Below are 18,057 nucleotides of genomic sequence, written 5' to 3' on the forward strand. Positions count from 1 at the left end.
CATAAATTTGAACCATGGGACAACTTTCCGAGATAAAAAAAGCGCTGGAACAACTCAAGCCTGAACTTGCGCAGAAGTTCCATGTTCATACTATCGGATTGTTTGGATCGGTGGTGAGGGATGATTTTTCTCCTTCCAGCGACATCGACATCATTGTTGATTTTGATCGGCCCATTGGCATTGAGTTCGTCGATCTGGCAGACTACATGGAAGAACGCCTGCAAAAGAAAGTGGACCTAGTGTCCAGGAACGGCATAAAAGACAAATACTTCAAAGCAATAGAACGGGAGATTGTTTATGTCTAAACGAGAACCAAAGCTCCTGGTCGGGGATATTTTAGACAGTGCCGCAAAGATATTGGCATACACTGAGGGGCTGACATTTGAAGGGTTTATCAAAGACAGCAAAACCGTTGATGCAGTAATCCGAAACTTTGAAATCATTGGAGAGGCTGCAAACAGGCTTCCAGAAGAATTTAGAAACAGTTACCCAGAAATCGACTGGAATCGCATCAGGGGTTTTCGCAATCGAATTGTGCATGATTACTTCGGCATCGACTATTCGATTGTGTGGATTATTAAAGATACTTTTCTGCCAAGCATGATTGCTTTGCTTCGGCCACTAGCCGACAAGTGACTAGCTCCTCATAAGATCTTTTTGCCTGAATAACGCTTGATGAACCGAGGATTTTCTAATAAAACCTGTTTGACTTTACAATAAAACAAGGCTAACGAATCACAGCGTGCCGCTACTGCCGAAAGTTGTCGGGCATTGCAAGCAGACTACTGTTTTTTCACCCTGTTTTATTCAGCAAAAAATGCCTGCAGTTCGCGGCGCACCTGCTGCACCTGCCTGATCTGCCGGTGGCGCAGGTACAGGTGCAACAAGCCGGTGCTAACCAGCACGCAAAAAATAATAGAGGCGGTATAATACAGGGCCATAGTATCGGCCACTTCGGGTGCCCGGTGTATGCAATGCACATAATACACAATGCCGTAAAGGCCATAGGAAAAGAAAATGGCCGCTGCAATAAACGACCGGCCCAGGCCTTTGCCAAACCTTACGGTTTGTTTTAGTTGTGCTGTAAAAAAATAAATGCCCAATCCAAATACCAGCATTAGGCCCACACCGCTGGTATACAGCACACTTTTTTCCTGCCAGCCAAACAGAACGGCAATAAAGGCTTCGTAAATAATATACAGGGTGGCGGCGCTGTACAGGGCTTTTTTCTTTACCGGCGTGTGGCAATACAGCGTAAGCAGGCCCAGCATCAGCGGGCTGTTGAGGTAGCCAAACAAAATGCCGCTATTGTGCAGCACTTGCGGGTGGGCCGCCAGCAGGCCGGTGTTGAGTGCATTGTGCACCACGGCAATGGCGCAATAAAGGGCCAGCGACAGCAGGCTTTTGTTGATAAACAATCCAAGGAACAGGATGAGCACCAGCGGCGCCAGATAACACACGGTGGCCAGCACACCCAGCAGGTCATGGAGCTTCATAGCGGATTAATTCTTTGTCTAAGCAGTTAGGTATTGGGGCGGAAAATACAACCATCGCTGTATTTTCCTATATGATTTTTGTTAGTTTCGGGTAAATCCTAGGGCGCCGGTCGTGCATTTACTGCAGCGCCGGCGCAACTTTACGAATGCCCGCGTTTGATACAGTGCAGTGCTCTTCTTCGGGCACACTTTTTTTACCAGTTTTTAAAAACCTGTTTTATGCGTTGGATCGGCCGCAGAGAAAGTACGAACGTTGACGACCGCCGCGGTATTGGCGGCCCCGTTGCCATTGGCGGCGGCATTATTGGCGTCATTGCGCTGCTGGTAAATTTTTTATTGGGTGGCAATATCGACACCTCGCAACTGCCGCTGCCAGGCAACAGCGGCGGTGCGCCCATGAGCCAGCAGGAGCAGGCAGCGCAGGATAAGCAGGCCAAGTTTGTAAAAGTGGTGCTGGCCGAAACCGAAAACGTCTGGAACGAATTGTTTTCGCGCAGCGGGCAAAGCTATGTCGAGCCTACGCTGGTGCTGTTTACTGGCCAGGTGCAGTCGGCTTGCGGCGGCGCTACCGCGGCCAGCGGCCCGTTTTACTGTCCCGGCGATCAGAAACTATACATCGATCTTTCTTTTTACAACGACTTGTCGCAGCGCTTTGGTGCGCCTGGCGATTTTGCCATGGCTTATGTAGTGGCGCATGAAGTGGGCCACCATATTCAAACCCTAATGGGGCGGTCGCAAAAAATGGCCCGCCTGCGTGGTGCCGTTAGCCAGGAGCAATACAACCGCCATTCGGTAGCGATGGAACTGCAGGCCGATTTCCTGGCCGGTGTGTGGGCGCATTATGTGCAGGGGCAAAACCTGCTGGAGGAAGGCGATGTGGAGGAAGCACTACGGGCCGCAAACGCCATTGGCGACGACCGGCTGCAGGAGCAGGCACAGGGCCGCGTGTCGCCCGAAACCTTTACCCACGGCACATCGGAGCAACGCATGTACTGGTTTAAGCGAGGCTACCAAACCGGCGATTTAAGTCAGGGGAATACGTTTAAGGAGTTGGGATTGGAGTAGGAGTCGAGGGTTGACAGTTGGTAGTTGATAGTTGGTAGATGGCAGTTCCGAGTTTAGAGTTTGTGGTTTGGAGTTTGCATTTGGCGCTGTGCTTCCGTCATTGCGAGGCGCGGCAGTGTTTGTAAAATTGGTAAAGCCAATGCGCCGAAGCAATCCCCGGCAAATTAAAAGGTAGAAGTCATTTTCGCTCCACTGTGCGATCTTATTTTTAAAACAAGGAGATTGCTTCGGCGCCCAAGTGTTTCCTGTAACAACGCTGCTGCTGCGCCTCGCAATGACGGTTGCGGTGCCTGGCGCAATCCTACTTCAGGCTGCCAATCCGAAATTTCATCTTAAACAATGAAACTCCAAACACTCAACTATCAACTCTATACTCCCGACTCCGAACTACCAATTCCCAACTGTCAACTACCAACTATCTTTGCCCCCGGAGATTAAAACATGAAACTTTCGCATCTGTCCGAAACACTGATCGGTTCTGAAATTGTAAAACTGGGCGGCGAAATCCGCGAACGCATCCGCAAGGGCGAAACCATTTACAACTTTACTGTGGGCGATTTTGATCCTGCTATTTTCCCCATACCGGCCGAAATGGAAGCCGCCATCATCGAAGCGTACCGCCAGCACCTCACCAATTACCCCGCTGCCGAAGGCAACCTCGACCTGCGCCAAAGCATTGCCGAATTTGTGCAACGCTACCAGGGCCTGAGCTACGGCGTGGATGAAATACTGGTGGCCTGCGGTGGGCGTCCGCTCATTTATGCCATTTACCGCGCCATTTGCGATGAGGGCGACAATGTGATTTACGCCGTTCCTTCGTGGAACAACAACCACTATACGCATTTTGTATCGGGCGAACACGTAGTGATTGAAGCCACCGCCGAAAACAATTTTATGCCCACCGCGGCCGACATTGCGCCGCATATTCAGTCGGCTGCACTGCTGTCGCTGTGCTCGCCGCAAAACCCCACCGGCACCACTTTTACCAAAGAAGGCCTGGAAGCCATCTGCGACCTGGTGCTGGCAGAAAATGCCCGCCGCGGCGATGGCGATAAAAAGCTGTACCTGCTTTACGACCAGATGTACTGGCACCTCACTTACGGCGGCATCGAGCATTACGACCCCGTATCGCTTCGCCCCGACATACGGCCTTACACCATTTTTGTGGATGCGGTGAGCAAAGTATTTGCCGCCACAGGTGTGCGGGTAGGTTGGAGCCTTGGCCCTGCACCGGTGCTGGCCAAAATGAAAGCTATCCTGTCGCATGTGGGTGCCTGGGCGCCCATGGCCGAGCAAAAAGGTATTGCCCGGTTTTTACAACAGCACGAAGCCATTGATGCCTACTTGAAAGAATTTAAAGAAAAAATTTCGCTGCGCCTCCGCGGCATTTACGACGGGCTGATGCAGTTGAAAAGTGAAGGTTTGCCTGTAGATGCAGTGGCGCCGGAAGCGGCTATTTATCTTACCATTAAAATGGACCTGGCCGGAAAAACCGGCGCCGATGGCACAGTGCTGCACGACCAGGCCGCAGTTACGGGCTACCTGCTCGAAGAAGCCAAGCTGGCCATTGTGCCGTTTTATGCTTTTGGTGCACCGAACGATTCGCCGTGGTACCGCCTGAGCGTAGGCACCTGCAAAGAAGAAGAAATAGGCAAAATGCTCCAGCAGTTGCGGGAGGCGTTGGAGAAGTTGAGTTAGTCTGAAGTCCGAGGTCCGAAGTCAGAAGATTATTTAAATTCCATCTTCCGACTTCGGACTTCTGTCTTCGGTCTTTCCTAATTCCTATTGATCAAAAAATGAAACGGCTTCAGCTCGGCATCTTCAATGGCGCGGAGCAAAGCGGATCGTTTGTGGGTAATGCGGGTTCTTTTGGCCAGTTCATGCGCCTGGCAAAAAATGTTCAGACATTCTACCTGGCGCAATATGCGGTGCAGGCATTCAACCGTGTTTTCCAGCGATTCCTGACCCATTCCCGACTTATACAAAACCAAAAGATCGCGGTTGTGGTTTTTCATACTGCAATCATTTTTAAAAAAGCCTACCATCCTTTCTGCGAGGGGCAGCCACAATTGCTCTTTTTGCTGGAGCCGGTGTAATAGTTTTTCTGGCATCCCTCGAACACAAAAAGCATGGTCAATAACAGTGCCACGGCAGCAAGACGGTTTTTCATTCCTGTTTTTTTAAGATAACTGAATATTGAACAAATTAGTATTTAAAATGGCTGAAGGGAGGTGAAAAATATGCCTGATACAGGTAGTGGCAAAAAAAAAGTGCTGGTAGCTCCCCTCGACTGGGGTTTGGGCCATACAACCCGCGTCATTCCCATCATTCACAGCCTGCTGCAGCGCGGCCACCAGGTGTGCTCGGCGGGCAACAGCCAGCAGAAAAGTCTTTTACAGGCTGAATTTCCCCAACTCACTTACCTGCCGCTGGCGGGCTATGGTATAAAATATGGGGTTTCGGCTGTACAAACGGCAGTGCTGCTGCTGCGCCAGATTCCACAAATATGGGCCGCGATAGAGGCAGAAAAGCAATGGTTGGCGCAATCAATGGCAGTGCACAGCTTCGATGCGGTGATTTCCGACAACCGTTACGGGATGTACCACCCGAAAGCCCATTGCACCATCATCACCCACCAGTTGCGTATCCAGGCACCGGTGGCAGCAGGCGTCGTCCAGCGCATCCATTTTTCCCTGCTCCAAAAATTCAATGCCTGCTGGGTGCCCGATGTACCCGGGGCGCCGGGGCTGGCCGGTGCATTATCGCATCCACATCGCCTGCCTGCCATGCCCTTGCGGTACCTGGGCCCACTAAGCCGGTTTTCAACGGGGCAATTGCAGCCGGAGCAAAGCGGTTTGCTGGTGCTGCTTTCGGGCCCCGAGCCGCAGCGTACCCTTTTTGAAAACATCTTGTTGCCCCAACTGTCAAACGCTAAAATGCCGGTAACGCTGGTTCGTGGCCTGCCCGGCAGCCAGCAGCTGCTTGCCCCCATTCCCGGTGTGCAGGTGTTCAATCATTTACCCACAAAAGATTTGCAGGAAGCCATGCAGCGGGCATCACTGGTGGTTTGCCGCAGTGGCTACAGTTCGGTGATGGACCTGGCTGCGCTGTGCAAGCGCTCCATTGTGGTACCTACACCCGGCCAAACCGAACAGGCTTATCTTGCACGGCATTTGCACCAGTCGGGCTTTGCGCTGGCGCAGCAACAGCAGGGTTTTGATTTAAAAAAAGCATTGGAAAAGGCGGCACATTTTGCCTATCACTTTCCCGAACCAAGCACAACCGACCTGCTGGCCGCAGCCCTCGACGAGTGGGAAGCAAATGCATCATCCATCTGAATAACTTGAACGCTACAACACCATCGAATAAATTGTCGGCGCATGCCGCCGTACTGGCTACCAACCTGGCTTTTGCAGCCAATTTTAGTTTTGTAAAAATGATCTCGCCGCGGCCGGTGGCACCGCTGGCTATCAACATGCTGCGGGTGGGTTTTAGCCTGCTGCTGTTTTGGCTGCTGTGGCTGGCGGCAAAAGAAAAGCAAGGCATCCGCAGGGAGCACATCGGCCGCTTTGTGTTGTGCGGCCTTACCGGTGTAGCCATCAACCAAATGGCTTTTATCAAAGGGCTAACGCTTACCTCCACCGTGCATGCAGCCTTGCTCGGGCTGGCCACACCGCTGATCATTACCCTGTTTGCCGTGTGGATTTTAAAGGAAAAACTAACCCTTGCCAAAGGAAGTGGCCTGTTGCTGGGCATTGGTGGCGCCGTGCTGCTCATCGCCTCCAAAACCGGCACCGGTGCCGGCTCCAACCCGCTCCTGGGCGATGCACTGGTGCTGCTCAATGCCGTTTCGTACGCAGCGTATTTTATTTTGGTAAAACCGCTGATGCAAACGTATTCGGCGCTGCATGTAATGCGGTGGATGTTCACATTCGGGTTGCTCTTTATTTTGCCTTTTGCCTGGGCCGATACGGCGGCCATTGGTTGGGAGGAATTGAGCCCCGGCGGATTTGGTGCGCTGGCTTTTATTGTGGTGGCCGGCACTTTTATGGCCTATGTGTTCAATGCATATGGCATTCGCCAACTGGGCGCTGCCACTACGGGCTCTTACATTTACACACAGCCGGTTTTTGCCGTGCTGCTGGCTTCTTTTTTTCTTGCCGAAACCATAAGCCTCGACAAAGTGTTGGCAGCCGTGCTGATTTTCACCGGCGTGTACCTCGTAGGAAGGAAGTAAAACCCAGAAATCCGAAATCCGAAATCTCAAATCCGAAATCGTCAGTTTGCCCTTTTTCCGGGCTTTACCAAAATATTAGCCATTCCCGCCGAAATAGTTTTGCGGGTATGCATCCGAATGGCAAATTTTGCAACTGAAACACCTATTCATTCCGGCAGCCAACGGCACATATCTTTTAACCCACTATGTCTGTGTTCAACCAATCCAGGACGTATATCATCCGGATTATTTTTTTCGCAACCTTTCTTGTTATCCTGGCGCAGCTGTTCAACCTGCAGGTGCTTTCGAGCAAGTACCAGCAGCTGGCGCAGGAAAATGCCGTTTTCCGTAAGGTGGTGTACCCGCCCCGCGGAATTGTGTACGACCGCGAAGGCCGCGCCATTGTAAACAATACGCTGATTTACGACCTGATGGTAACCCCATCGGAAATGCGCAACGTGGACACGGCCTATATGTGCCAGTTGCTGGAAATAGACACGGCGGAGTTCCGCAAAAGGGTGATCACAGCCATCATCAAAAACGGCCGCTACCGCCCCACGGCATTTGAAAGCCTGCTGGCGCCGGAAAAATATGCCCGCCTCGAGGAAAATATGTGGCGCTTTGGATCGGGGTTTTTCCTGCAGGAGCGCCCGGTACGAACCTATCCGTTTAATGCCGGTGCCCACTTTATGGGCTACATCGGTGAAGCCGATTCGGGCATCATCAACCGCTCGGGTGGTTTTTACAAACCCGGCGACTATGTAGGCCGCTCCGGCATTGAAGCTTACTACGAACGCATGCTAATGGGGCAACGCGGTGTGCAGTTTCTCATCAAAGACAACCGCAACCGCTTGGTAGGCTCATATGAAAACGGCGAATTTGACTCGGCGGCTATTGCCGGCCGTGGCGTGCAAACGTTTATCGACATTGAAGTGCAGCAGCTGGCCGAAAAGCTGATGACCAATAAAGTAGGTGCCGTGGTGGCCATTGAGCCCAAAACCGGCGGCATCATCGCCATGGTATCGGGGCCCAACTTTAGCCCCGAGGCACTGACCGGCCCCAACTTTAAAAAAACCTACAGCAAGTTTGTGCTCGATGTTTCCCGCCCGCTGCTCAACCGCGCCATCAAAGGGCAATACCCACCGGGTTCTACCTTTAAGCCGCTGGGCGGACTGGTAGCGCTGGACCAGGGCCTCATTACCCCTGGTTTTGGTTATCCGTGCGGCGGCCGCTATTATGCCTGCGGCATCGGCAAACCCGGTTGTACCCACGCCGGTGGTGGCCACGCAGCCGACCTGCGCCGCGCCATTGCCAACTCGTGCAACTCGTATTTTACCCACGTGTACCGCATGGCGGTGGACAATCCTAAATGGGGCAATGTAAAAGACGGCTACGCCAAATGGCAGGAGTACATGAATGCGTTTGGCCTCGGTATTCGCCTGGGCGTGGACCTGCCATCGGAAGACCGCGGCAATATTCCCGACACGGCGCGCTACAACAAAGTGTACCGCAATACCTGGAGCTCCTGTACCAACCTTACTCTTGGCATTGGGCAGGACATGATGACGGCCACACCGTTGCAACTGGCCAACGCCATGTGCGTTATTGCCAACAAAGGATATTACTACACGCCGCATATTGTAAAATCGGTGGACAACGAAACACCGCAGGACACCATTTTGCACAAGTTTCGGCAAAAGCACGAAGTGCTGACCCATATCCCGGATTCGGCGTTCAATGCCATTATCTGGGGCATGCAGGATGTGGTAACTGCCGGTACGGCAAGGGCCGCCGCCATCCCGGGCATCAATATTTGCGCAAAAACCGGCACGGCTCAAAACTTCCGGGTCATTGGCGGTAAAAAAGTGGAGCTAAACGAAAACTCGATGTTTGTGGCTTTTGCGCCCCGCGAAAATCCAAAGATCGCCATTGCGGTGGTGGTGGAAAACGCAGGCTACGGCTCCACTTCAGCGGCGCCTATTGCATCACTGCTGATGGAAAAATACCTGAACGACACGCTGCGCCCCGAAAGCATTAAAAAAGCCGACGCCATGGCTGCCCGCAACCTGATGCCTTCCATCCTGAAGCGGGAGCAATTTATTTTCGACTCGCTGCGGGCCGTTGAATGGTTTAAGATCACCAAGGACAGCGCCTACCTGCGCAAGTTTTGGAACAGCACCCGCGAGGAGCAGCGCAAACGCGACTCAATCAACAACGCCAATAAAAAAGCCGACACACCAACAGCACCCAAACCACAACGTGTGGCTTACCACCTGTTTGAAGCCGTGCTGCCCCAGGAACATTTTATGAACGCCGGAAAACCAACCACCACACATGTCGCGTAACCAACCAACAATTTCCAAAGGGGTAGACCAGGTTATGATCTGGCTGTACCTGCTGCTGGTGGGCATTGGGCTGCTGGCCATTTTTGCCGTTACCTACCGCGAAGGCGACCCGGTGCTGGCCTCGTTCCTGGGTTTTAAAACCGATTACAGCAAGCAGGCGTTCTTTTTTGTGCTGGCTGCTATTTTAGCCACGTTTATCCTGCTTACGGATTCTAAATTTTTTACCGCTACTGCCAACATCTGGTATGCCTTCGGCATGTTGCTGATGCTGCTGGTGTTCCCGTTTCACTCCGAGGTAAAGGGCACCGAGTCCATTATCCGGTTTGGTTCCATACAATTTCAGCCGGCCGAGTTTTGTAAAGTAAGCGTGTGCCTGGCGCTGGCAAAATACCTGTCCCGCCCCGATACCGATTTTACCAAAGGACGGTCGCAGCTGATTGCCGCAGGCATTGCCCTGCTGCCCGCGGTGTTGTCCATTTTGCAAAGCGAAACCGGGCTGGCCCTGGTGTACTTTGCTTTTTTCCTGGTCATGTACCGCGAAGGACTGTCGCCAACGGTGCTGATCGTGGGCTTTTCGGCCGCTGTGCTGGTTATTGCCACCATCCTGATGGAGCCCAATACATTGGCCATTGTACTGACCATTATTGCCGCACTAACGGCCTGGAGTATGCGCAGGCAAATCCGCCGCCGCAAATCAGTGCTGGTGAGTATTGTGCTGGTATGGCTGCTATGCGTGGGGGTGCAGCGTTTTGCGGTGCCGTTCATTTTCCAGAACGTGCTGCAAAAACACCAGGTGGAGCGCATCTTTACCCTGTTTGGTACCGACAACCCGTACAGCGGCGTACCCAGCGAGGTGCAGGCAGCCAGTGGGGTAAAAAAAGAAGCGGTTTCCGATTACAACGTAAAGCAATCAAAGATCGCCATTGGCTCGGGCGGCGTGCTGGGCAAGGGCCTGCTGAAGGGCACCCAAACGCGGTACGACTTTGTGCCGGAGCAGCGCACTGACTTTATCTTTTGCACCATCGGCGAGGGCTTTGGTTTTGTGGGCACCACCACCTTACTGCTCATTTACCTGTTCCTGCTTTTTCGCATCGCCATCATTGCCGAGCGGCAGCGCAGCGTGTTTAGCCGCGTATATGCTTACGGTGTCGCGTCGGTGTTCTTTTTTCACATCGCCATCAATGTGGCCATGACGGTGGGACTGGCACCGGTGATCGGCATCCCGCTGCCTTTTGTAAGCTATGGCGGCACATCGCTCATTACGTTTACCATTTTGCTGTTCATCCTCATTCGCCTCGATGCAGACCGGCAGATGGTGCTGCGGTAGCCAAACAATCATCTGCGATGAGCACATCGCTTGAGCACAAGGCGAAAAGCTTCCATCTCTCGAACAGATGGAAGCTTTTTTTATGTAACCGGCTGCGGTAATACTATTGGGCGCCTATTGCGTCGCACACTTGTACGTTCTGTATCGTTACTCGGCTTTAATCCTGCATCTGTAGTAAGCTGTTTCTTTTTATTAGCTGTCATGCCGAACTTGTTTCGGCATCTCCTTGTGCTCTTGTAAACTCCGCGAAGTGTCGGAGATGCCGAAACAAGTTCGGCATGACAGACACTGATGGTATTAAGTGTCCTACATCACCTCTGAAGTCATACTCTTTCTTATTAATGTCATTTGCCCATTTCCATCTTCTTTAGCCCAAAGGGCTGCGGGCACTCCTATACATTAGTTTCTCAAGTTCCTTACCTGTCATCCTGAGCGCAGCGAAGGATCTGAGCCAACAACAGGAATATGCCATCAAATTGGAAAGGCATTATAGCAGCAGTATTTCTTACACTAAACAACCAGGTGCTTCGCTGCGCTCAGCATGACAAACAGCAGTACAAACCATTTCCGGAACAGCAAAATTTTAAATCAAAACAGCTGCCCGGTCATAGTTTTTCCAACCAACAAATAATGTCCGAACTTGCCGCCGTTATCGAAACCATTGAAATAAAAATCTTCGACCTTAATCATGTCCGATCAAAATAGCAGCAACGCCGACCTGAGTTCGCCCTCCAGGGGGGCAAGGGGTGGCATATTCCCACTTTCCGAAGGCACTTTTTCCATCGACAAAACAAAGATGTTTGTGCCCTTCGACCTGGAAAAAGACCAGCGGCCGGCCGGCGCCATACTGGTGGAGATCCAGCCCTTTTTGGTAAAAACCAGCAAAGACCTGTTGCTGCTCGATTGCGGCTTGGGCTACACGCTGCCCAACGGCAACCTGCAACTGCACGAGAACATCCGCAAAGCGGGCTTTGAGCCGGAGCAGGTAACCAAAGTGTTGCTGTCGCACCTGCACAAAGACCATGCAGGCGGCATCGGCAACCCCGAAAGCGGGCGCTTTGCCGGCGGCCATGTGCTGAACCTGCCCAACGCCGTGTATTATGTGCAGCAGCGTGAACTGGACTATGCCTGGCAAACCGGCGGCCCTTCGTTTTTGATGGACGAACTGGAGCCGCTGATGCACTCGCCGCAGGTGCAGTTCATGCACGATGATCATGGCTTTATCGATGATTATATCGAATACCGTCACACCGACGGTCACTCGCCGTTTCACCAGGTGTTTTGGATTCACGATGAAGGACAAACGATTTTCTTTGGCGGCGATGAAGCGCCGCAATTGTCGCAGATGAAAGTGCGCTATAAAACCAAGTACGATTATAACCCCGACCGCGCCATGGAACTGCGCCAGCAGTTTTGGGCCGAAGGCATCGAAAAAGGCTGGACCTTTTTGTTTTACCACGATATCAAACACCCGATGCATCCAGCTGCGCAGTAGTGCGGCATAGCTTGCTAAGTACAATAAACTAAGTTGTTCGCCCGAGGTCTTCGCATCAAGCCTATACGCTGGCCCTGTGGCAAGACTCTTGGCGGACCGCCGAATGCCCATGCACATAGGCTTTCCTGCGAAGACATCGCGGCAATGGAATTAAAAAAAGCTTTCAACAAATAGCTTTCAGCCGAACCAAACCGCAACCCCACAAGTAAAGACCATCAGTTTAACCGGAAAAATATTAAGCACTAACTATCACTCACACAGTCGCATTTTAGATCACCACAATATAACGATAATGCGCCCCGCCCAATGCCGCTACCGAATCACTGCATTGATCTTCTCCCACAGCGCTGCATCAAATCCCGACACTGCAAACCGTGGATTGGCCGGGTCCGACACTTCACCCATTCTTACCACCACCATATTTTTCTCGGGCACCACGTACAGGCGCTGGTCCTCTGCACCCATGGCCGCATACATGCCCGCCGGTGCATTGGGCACCAGCGCACCGCCAAATGTTGCCTGGCTGCCGGGTACCATATGCTTGTCTTTGCCATTGAGCCACCACAGGTAGCCATACGATGGATTGATATTTTGCGAAGGCGCAATGCTTTCCATAAAAAAAGCCTCGTCTACCACCTGCTCGTTGTTCCACTTGCCCTTGTGCAGCGCCAGCAGGCCAAACCGCGCCATGCTGCGGGTGTTGCTGTGGTAAATCCTGAAAATGACGCCGTTGGCCCAGAAGCCTTCCATGCCGATCTTGTTGCGGAGGCGTGTGTTAAAATACGTTTCAAACTTTTGATTGGCTGCACTTTCCACTACATCCATCAGTCTTTGAAACACGTTGTGGTACGACCACCGCGTGCCGGCATCGGCCAGGTAAGTAAGCGTGGCCGGCCGCACCAGCTCGTACTGGTCGTTGAGGCCCGAGGTCATCGACAGCAGGTGCCTGGGCGTGATCATGGCCTCTTTATCAGGCGGTGCACTGGTCCATCCGGCGCTGAGGTATTGCGCTGCACTGTTGTTGATGCGCAGCAGGCCTTCTTGCTGCGCAATGCCTACCGTGGCTGTTACCAGCGTTTTTCCTGCGCTGTTCCATTGCCATGCGGTAGTAGCCGTGTGCCCGTTGAAATATTCTTCCACCGCAATACGGCCGTTCACCAGGATCATAAACGACCGCGTATTTTTTTGCCGTAAAAATGTTTTCAGGTCTTCCAGTGCTGCCTCGTTCCAGCCCAGGCTGCTGCGGCTTTGGGTTTCCCAGGCAGCATCATTTCCGGGATAATAAGCGGCATCGTTCTCCGGATTGTTCGGTGTGTCTTTCTTGCACGAGGTAAGCAACAACAGGGTGAAAAACAGCAGAATGGATTTGCTCATAAACGGGTGCATGATCACTTACAGACCATGGGGCGTAAAAATAGTTTAACACCCACAACCTGCACTGCACCCTGGTTCCGGTTAGCAAAGCATACCACCGTTCTGCTTCCTACCTTCGCACTACATTTATGAACATGCGATTTGAGGATTTTAAGCTGGAGAAACGTTTATTGAATGCCCTCACCGGCCTGGGTTATGCCACACCCACCACCATACAGGAGCGGGTGTTTTCGGTGGTAATGAGTGGCGCCGATGTTTGCGGCATTGCACAAACCGGCACGGGCAAAACACTGGCGTACCTGCTGCCCCTGCTCAACCAATGGAAATATTCCAAAACAAAAGACCCGCAGATATTGGTGCTGGTACCCACCCGCGAACTGGTGGTGCAGGTAGTGGATGCCGTAAACCGCCTGGCGGCACAATTAAGCGTTACCACCATTGGGCTATATGGCGGCGTCAACATCAACACGCAGCGCCTGGAGCTGCAGCCCGGTTGCAATGTGCTGGTGGCCACACCCGGCCGCCTGTACGACCTGGCCGTGACCGGTGCGTTCAAAATAAAAGCCATCAAAAAGCTGGTGATCGACGAGGTGGACGAAATGCTGGCACTCGGCTTTCGGCCGCAGTTGCAAAACATCATGGACCTGCTGCCGCAGCGCCGCCAAAACCTCCTGTTCTCGGCCACGCTAACCGAAGATGTTTCGGCCCTGTTGGATACCTATTTCGACAACCCGGTGCGGGTAGAAGCTGCACCTGCCGGCACACCGCTGAAGCAGATTGAACAGGCAGCTTACGAAGTGCCGAACTTTTATACCAAAGTGGCGCTGCTGCAACTGTTGCTGCGCGAAGACCATACTATGTCGAAAGTGCTGGTGTTTGCCGCCACCAAAAGCCTGGCCGACGACCTGTTTGCCGAACTCGAACCCGCATTTGGTGACAGTATCGGTATCATACACTCCAACAAAGCGCAGAACGACCGCTTTCAAACCGTAGAGCGTTTTAAGGACGGTACGTACCGCCTCATCATTGCCACTGATATTGTGGCCCGCGGCATCGACATTGCCGAAGTAACGCATGTGGTCAACTTCGACCTGCCCGAGAGCCCGGAAAATTATATGCACCGCATTGGCCGCACGGGCCGTGCCGACCACCAAGGGCATGCCATCAGTTTTATTACGGAAAGGGACAGCGCAGCGAAAGAGGAGATCGAAGCGTTTATGCAGCTGCAGATACCGGTGCTGGACCTGCCGCCGCACCTCGCAATATCAACGCGGCTTACCGACGATGAATTGCCCAAGGTGCACATGAAAGTGCCGCCCGTTGACCTGCCGAAAAAAGAAGACCGGGGTGCATCTTTTCACCAGAAATCGGCAAAGAATATGAAGGTAAATGTGCGGGTAAGCCACAAGGAAAAAATGATGCTCAAATACGGCAAGCCTAAAAAGCGGCCAGGTAAAAAATAAATATTGGCAATGGTATCAAACGACCCGCTGCACGGCAAAACACTGGAAGCCATCCTAAATCACCTCGTTGCCCATTTTGGGTGGGAAGAACTGGGCCGGCGCATCCGCATCAATTGTTTTATCAAAGACCCCAGCATCAAATCGAGCCTCACTTTTTTGCGCAAAACGCCCTGGGCCAGGAAAAAGGTGGAAGAGCTGTACATCCGTAGTTTGTAAGCAGGGTCTAACGGCCAGGGGTAGCCGCACGATTATGTTTCATCCTGCCTGCTGCATCGTAAGGGCGGCTGTATTCCGCGCCATTATTGGTGTGCCGTATCGCTTTTATGCATTGGCTGCACCAGCCATCACTGTTTGAGGATTTACTATCAGCCCGCGGCATCGCTTCAGGCCCTTTGTGGACTAAGGGGCGTTGGTCATTGCCAACAGGCACCCAACATTGCAATCATTTTCTAAAGGCAATTGCTGTATTCATAATTAAAAAACGCCTGTCCATCGAAGGAAATACTTTGTAGCAACCCTTTGCTGTTGATTTTGTAACCAAAATGAATGGATTCTATGGCGGGGCATGTGCTTTCTTCTTTCGTCAACCGGTTAGCGCTGTTGTATAGCGCAAGTTTGTAACTTCCGCCTGAGTTGTCGCTGTAATAAAGACCGATCATAGGAGCCACCGGATTCTTTGCAGCCAGGTCGTAGCTATAATGCCTGGTACATACAACGGCATTGTTGGAGCGGCTAATGATGGTGTGAATATTCCCGCCTTCCCAAACCACTTCATTGTCAAACAGCAATCCCATCGACGGAAAGTTTTCCGTGATTCCGGTTACTTTGTCATCGGTGTAGGTGTATGTAAAAATGGAGAATTCCACCCAGCTACCATCGCCGCGCCGCTCCAGTTTTCGTTCCAGGAAAACCTTGCCATCACTGTTATAGGTCAACTCTGTTCGATGACCCAGATCGGAGCGTTCTGAGGCTGCAAGCTTTCCATCACTGGTGTAGGTCAGTTGGTACCGGCCGGTTCCAGCCTGAACCATCCGGTCATCTTTATAAACGAGGTCGTATCGGTCGCCTAGATACAAAAATGCCGATAGCCGGCATTGGGGCAATTCGTTGGAATCAGCTTTGTCGGATTCTTTGTTACAACCTAAAACAAAGAACAAAAGGAGCACAAATGCATAGCGCATGGAAGTAGTTTTAGTTGCCTGGATGGTTGCAGGAGCAACAATATAGGAATTGTTTTGATGCGTTGTTGATCGGCTGTATTACTATCCAGCCGGGTTTCCACAAGGCCATTGCACATATGCCATCTTGCGAAGCCTCCGGGGCTTACTTCGCTTTCATCGCATGCCCTCACCTGACGCAAACAACACACTACATTGTCGCAACTACCCCGGGCAGGCTAATGGCTACCACCTATTTTTGAAACAACAAATTTTACCCATGGCACTGATCAACCCACACATCAACTTCAACGGAAACGCCGAAGAAGCATTCAATTTTTACCAATCTGTTTTCGGCGGCACATTCGCCAACATTGTCCGTTTCAAAGACCTGCCACCCGGGGGGCATCCCATTGCAGCACACGAAGCCGAAAAGATCATGCACATTGCCCTGCCCATTGGCCCCAATGTTTTGATGGGCAATGATGTGCCGGAGGCCATGGGCAAAACAAACGAGCGGGAGAACCGGTCCAAGATTTCGATTGGCGCAGAAAGCCGCGAGGAAGCCGACAAAATATTTCATGGACTGTCGGCAGGCGGTGAAGTAGAAATGCCCATACAGGATAGTCCCTGGGGTTCGTATTTTGGCATGTTCCGCGATAAATATGGCATCGAATGGATGGTGGATTATGATGCACGGCACAAAGGCAAAATCTAAACGAGCAGCTGCTACATTCAAAACAAAATATCACCCAACATGGCAAAGCAAATCTTTATCAACCTGGCGGTAAAAAACCTGCAACAATCTGCGGCCTTTTATTCCGCTCTGGGCTTTACGGTTAATCCACAGTTCTCTGACGATACCGCTAAATGCATGGTGTGGAGCGACAGCATTTATGTAATGCTGCTGACCCACGAAAAGTTCTCGTCATTCATCAATAAGCCCATTGCCGACACTAAATCTGCGGTGGCCGGGCTGTTCTCCCTATCAGTTGACAGTGTAGATGAGGTGAACAACATAGTGGAGGCCGGACTGGCCGCTGGCGGCACAGAACCAACCGAGCTGCGGGACTATGGCTTTATGCAGCAACGCACCATCGAAGATGTTGACGGCCACACCTGGGAAGTGTTTTACATGGATATGTCCAAGCTTCCCGCACAGCAGCCCCAGGCAGCGCAAACAGCATAGCAGGCCGTGGCTGTGTATGGTGGCCGGCCCTTTGTTCGCAATGATTACCCCGGCCCGCAACCAGCACAGCACGGTGTTTGTTCTTATGGCATATGCAATCCTTTCTTTTCCTGTTTACCCTGTTGGTGAGCCTGTCGCTGCAGCGGTGCAGCCCCGTAGGTGGCGGCACCGCCAGCCCTGCCACCGATACGGCTTATACATTTAAAACTCCGCACCGCGATGGTATTGGCAAGCTATACCTGGGCCGCGAAATTGCGCATGTAATGAGTGCAAGTGGCGCCGGCTGGCTGGAGCGCAGTACCCGCCAACTGGAGGAAGATGCCGATGCCGCCATTGCCGCCCTGCCCATTGCACCGGGCAGCGTGGTGGCCGATATTGGTGCCGGCAGCGGCTACTACACTTTTCGCATGGCCCGCAGGGTGCCAAAGGGCAGGGTGTACGCCGTGGAAGTGCAGGACGAATTTGTGGCTTCGCTAAAAGCCCGTGCGGCGCAGGAAGGTGCAGCAAACGTAACGGTGGTAAAAGGCAGCGAGCAGGCACCCAACCTGCCGGATGGTTCCATCGACCTGGCCATTATGGTGGATGTGTACCACGAGCTGGCTTACCCACGCGAAATGCTGCAGGCCCTGTACAAAGCACTGCGGCCCGCCGGCCATTTGCTGCTATTGGAGTACCGCGCCGAAGACCCGTCCATTCCCATAAAAGAGCTGCATAAAATGAGTATAGCGCAAGCCAAAAGGGAACTGGCTGCCAGCGGTTTTGAGCTGGCAAGAAACGGGCAGTTCCTGCCTATTCAACATTATCTGCTATTCCGGAAAAAGGGGGAGTAAATCCCTTTCCCTTTTTATTTGTCGGAAATCTGTATCGGCACGTGGTAATGCCACATTGTGCCATCGCACAGGGTTTTGAGCGAAGACCCGGGTGGGCGGA

The 18,057-nt window shown here is 52.3% G+C and carries 19 protein-coding genes; 16 read left to right on the forward strand and 3 right to left on the reverse strand.

Going from position 1 to position 18,057, the window contains the following annotated elements; genetic code table 11:
- Nucleotides 1–14: 14 nt before the first annotated feature.
- Nucleotides 15–305 (forward strand): nucleotidyltransferase family protein, encoded by a 291-nt coding sequence (locus tag EPD17_RS04225; RefSeq protein WP_132052043.1) that lies wholly within the window; start codon nt 15–17, stop codon nt 303–305.
- Nucleotides 298–636 carry a HepT-like ribonuclease domain-containing protein gene (locus tag EPD17_RS04230; RefSeq protein WP_132052045.1) on the forward strand — a complete coding sequence of 113 codons (339 nt, stop codon included), beginning with the start codon at nt 298–300 and terminating at the stop codon, nt 634–636. The genes EPD17_RS04225 and EPD17_RS04230 overlap by 8 nt, the downstream gene beginning before the upstream one ends.
- A gap of 167 nt (nt 637–803) precedes the next feature.
- Here the strand turns inward: EPD17_RS04230 and EPD17_RS04235 are convergent, their stop codons facing one another.
- The gene (locus EPD17_RS04235; protein WP_132052047.1) at nt 804–1,496 is read right to left on the reverse strand and encodes a hypothetical protein; all 693 of its coding nucleotides are present in this window, start codon (nt 1,494–1,496) and stop codon (nt 804–806) included.
- A gap of 219 nt (nt 1,497–1,715) precedes the next feature.
- Between EPD17_RS04235 and ypfJ the strand changes: the two genes are divergently transcribed.
- The 9 genes from ypfJ (at nt 1,716) to EPD17_RS04280 (ending at nt 11,944) form a co-directional block, all read left to right on the forward strand.
- Nucleotides 1,716–2,561: a KPN_02809 family neutral zinc metallopeptidase gene (gene ypfJ / locus EPD17_RS04240; RefSeq protein ID WP_132052049.1), complete on the forward strand. Its 846-nt coding sequence runs from the start codon at nt 1,716–1,718 to the stop codon at nt 2,559–2,561.
- A 441-nt stretch (nt 2,562–3,002) separates the two neighbouring features.
- Complete coding sequence (locus tag EPD17_RS04245) at nt 3,003–4,259, forward strand: pyridoxal phosphate-dependent aminotransferase (protein ID WP_132052051.1); 1,257 nt, start codon at nt 3,003–3,005, stop codon at nt 4,257–4,259.
- A gap of 98 nt (nt 4,260–4,357) precedes the next feature.
- A complete protein-coding gene (locus EPD17_RS04250) occupies nt 4,358–4,657 on the forward strand; it encodes a hypothetical protein (RefSeq protein WP_132052053.1) in 300 nt (99 codons plus the stop codon).
- Nucleotides 4,658–4,801: 144 nt separating this feature from the next.
- Entirely contained in the window at nt 4,802–5,899 is a 1,098-nt protein-coding gene (locus EPD17_RS04255) for a glycosyltransferase (protein WP_132052056.1), read from the forward strand.
- A 5-nt stretch (nt 5,900–5,904) separates the two neighbouring features.
- Nucleotides 5,905–6,798, forward strand: a complete 894-nt coding sequence (locus EPD17_RS04260; protein WP_165929519.1) for a DMT family transporter — start codon at nt 5,905–5,907, stop codon at nt 6,796–6,798.
- Nucleotides 6,799–6,983: 185 nt separating this feature from the next.
- On the forward strand, nt 6,984–9,122 hold the full coding sequence (mrdA, locus tag EPD17_RS04265; protein ID WP_132052060.1) for a penicillin-binding protein 2: 2,139 nt from the start codon (nt 6,984–6,986) through the stop codon (nt 9,120–9,122).
- On the forward strand, nt 9,112–10,449 hold the full coding sequence (rodA, locus tag EPD17_RS04270; protein ID WP_114237015.1) for a rod shape-determining protein RodA: 1,338 nt from the start codon (nt 9,112–9,114) through the stop codon (nt 10,447–10,449). The genes mrdA and rodA overlap by 11 nt, the downstream gene beginning before the upstream one ends.
- Nucleotides 10,450–10,914: 465 nt before the next feature.
- Complete coding sequence (locus EPD17_RS04275) at nt 10,915–11,154, forward strand: hypothetical protein (protein WP_132052062.1); 240 nt, start codon at nt 10,915–10,917, stop codon at nt 11,152–11,154.
- Nucleotides 11,138–11,944: an MBL fold metallo-hydrolase gene (locus EPD17_RS04280; protein WP_132052064.1), complete on the forward strand. Its 807-nt coding sequence runs from the start codon at nt 11,138–11,140 to the stop codon at nt 11,942–11,944. The genes EPD17_RS04275 and EPD17_RS04280 overlap by 17 nt, the downstream gene beginning before the upstream one ends.
- 312 nt (nt 11,945–12,256) lie before the next feature.
- On the opposite strand, the gene EPD17_RS04285 is transcribed toward EPD17_RS04280, so the two are convergent.
- A complete protein-coding gene (locus EPD17_RS04285) occupies nt 12,257–13,318 on the reverse strand; it encodes a serine hydrolase domain-containing protein (RefSeq protein WP_132052066.1) in 1,062 nt (353 codons plus the stop codon).
- A 128-nt stretch (nt 13,319–13,446) separates the two neighbouring features.
- Here EPD17_RS04285 and EPD17_RS04290 point away from each other — a divergent pair, with 128 nt between their 5' ends.
- Together EPD17_RS04290 and EPD17_RS04295 are read left to right on the forward strand one after the other, a co-directional pair.
- The gene (locus EPD17_RS04290; RefSeq protein ID WP_240040737.1) at nt 13,447–14,781 is read left to right on the forward strand and encodes a DEAD/DEAH box helicase; all 1,335 of its coding nucleotides are present in this window, start codon (nt 13,447–13,449) and stop codon (nt 14,779–14,781) included.
- A 9-nt stretch (nt 14,782–14,790) separates the two neighbouring features.
- Nucleotides 14,791–14,997, forward strand: a complete 207-nt coding sequence (locus EPD17_RS04295) for a VF530 family protein (RefSeq protein ID WP_114237018.1) — start codon at nt 14,791–14,793, stop codon at nt 14,995–14,997.
- Nucleotides 14,998–15,230: 233 nt separating this feature from the next.
- Here EPD17_RS04295 and EPD17_RS04300 read toward each other — a convergent pair whose 3' ends face one another.
- Nucleotides 15,231–15,962 carry a hypothetical protein gene (locus EPD17_RS04300; protein ID WP_132052068.1) on the reverse strand — a complete coding sequence of 244 codons (732 nt, stop codon included), beginning with the start codon at nt 15,960–15,962 and terminating at the stop codon, nt 15,231–15,233.
- A 256-nt stretch (nt 15,963–16,218) separates the two neighbouring features.
- On the opposite strand from EPD17_RS04300, the gene EPD17_RS04305 reads away from it, so the two are divergent.
- From EPD17_RS04305 to EPD17_RS04315, 3 genes are all read left to right on the forward strand, one after another.
- Complete coding sequence (locus tag EPD17_RS04305) at nt 16,219–16,656, forward strand: VOC family protein (RefSeq protein ID WP_132052070.1); 438 nt, start codon at nt 16,219–16,221, stop codon at nt 16,654–16,656.
- Nucleotides 16,657–16,695: 39 nt separating this feature from the next.
- The gene (locus EPD17_RS04310; RefSeq protein WP_132052072.1) at nt 16,696–17,127 is read left to right on the forward strand and encodes a VOC family protein; all 432 of its coding nucleotides are present in this window, start codon (nt 16,696–16,698) and stop codon (nt 17,125–17,127) included.
- A 92-nt stretch (nt 17,128–17,219) separates the two neighbouring features.
- The gene (locus tag EPD17_RS04315; protein ID WP_132052074.1) at nt 17,220–17,957 is read left to right on the forward strand and encodes a class I SAM-dependent methyltransferase; all 738 of its coding nucleotides are present in this window, start codon (nt 17,220–17,222) and stop codon (nt 17,955–17,957) included.
- Nucleotides 17,958–18,057: the final 100 nt, after the last annotated feature.

The sequence above is a fragment of the Pseudocnuella soli genome (assembly GCF_004347775.1).
GTDB lineage: Bacteria > Bacteroidota > Bacteroidia > Chitinophagales > Chitinophagaceae > Flavisolibacter > Flavisolibacter aquaticus.

Bases quoted from the DNA above. Each gene is read 5' to 3' on its own strand.
- EPD17_RS04235 (WP_132052047.1), bottom strand. From the start codon at position 1,496: ATGAAGCTCCATGACCTGCTGGGTGTGCTGGCCACCGTGTGTTATCTG.
- EPD17_RS04285 (WP_132052066.1), bottom strand. From the start codon at position 13,318: ATGAGCAAATCCATTCTGCTGTTTTTCACCCTGTTGTTGCTTACCTCG.
- EPD17_RS04305 (WP_132052070.1), top strand. From the start codon at position 16,219: ATGGCACTGATCAACCCACACATCAACTTCAACGGAAACGCCGAAGAA.
- rodA (WP_114237015.1), top strand. From the start codon at position 9,112: ATGTCGCGTAACCAACCAACAATTTCCAAAGGGGTAGACCAGGTTATG.
- EPD17_RS04250 (WP_132052053.1), top strand. From the start codon at position 4,358: ATGAAACGGCTTCAGCTCGGCATCTTCAATGGCGCGGAGCAAAGCGGA.
- EPD17_RS04225 (WP_132052043.1), top strand. From the start codon at position 15: ATGGGACAACTTTCCGAGATAAAAAAAGCGCTGGAACAACTCAAGCCT.
- EPD17_RS04245 (WP_132052051.1), top strand. From the start codon at position 3,003: ATGAAACTTTCGCATCTGTCCGAAACACTGATCGGTTCTGAAATTGTA.
- EPD17_RS04315 (WP_132052074.1), top strand. From the start codon at position 17,220: ATGCAATCCTTTCTTTTCCTGTTTACCCTGTTGGTGAGCCTGTCGCTG.
- EPD17_RS04295 (WP_114237018.1), top strand. From the start codon at position 14,791: ATGGTATCAAACGACCCGCTGCACGGCAAAACACTGGAAGCCATCCTA.
- mrdA (WP_132052060.1), top strand. From the start codon at position 6,984: ATGTCTGTGTTCAACCAATCCAGGACGTATATCATCCGGATTATTTTT.
- EPD17_RS04310 (WP_132052072.1), top strand. From the start codon at position 16,696: ATGGCAAAGCAAATCTTTATCAACCTGGCGGTAAAAAACCTGCAACAA.
- EPD17_RS04230 (WP_132052045.1), top strand. From the start codon at position 298: ATGTCTAAACGAGAACCAAAGCTCCTGGTCGGGGATATTTTAGACAGT.
- EPD17_RS04275 (WP_132052062.1), top strand. From the start codon at position 10,915: ATGCCATCAAATTGGAAAGGCATTATAGCAGCAGTATTTCTTACACTA.
- ypfJ (WP_132052049.1), top strand. From the start codon at position 1,716: ATGCGTTGGATCGGCCGCAGAGAAAGTACGAACGTTGACGACCGCCGC.
- EPD17_RS04280 (WP_132052064.1), top strand. From the start codon at position 11,138: ATGTCCGATCAAAATAGCAGCAACGCCGACCTGAGTTCGCCCTCCAGG.
- EPD17_RS04255 (WP_132052056.1), top strand. From the start codon at position 4,802: ATGCCTGATACAGGTAGTGGCAAAAAAAAAGTGCTGGTAGCTCCCCTC.
- EPD17_RS04300 (WP_132052068.1), bottom strand. From the start codon at position 15,962: ATGCGCTATGCATTTGTGCTCCTTTTGTTCTTTGTTTTAGGTTGTAAC.
- EPD17_RS04290 (WP_240040737.1), top strand. From the start codon at position 13,447: ATGAACATGCGATTTGAGGATTTTAAGCTGGAGAAACGTTTATTGAAT.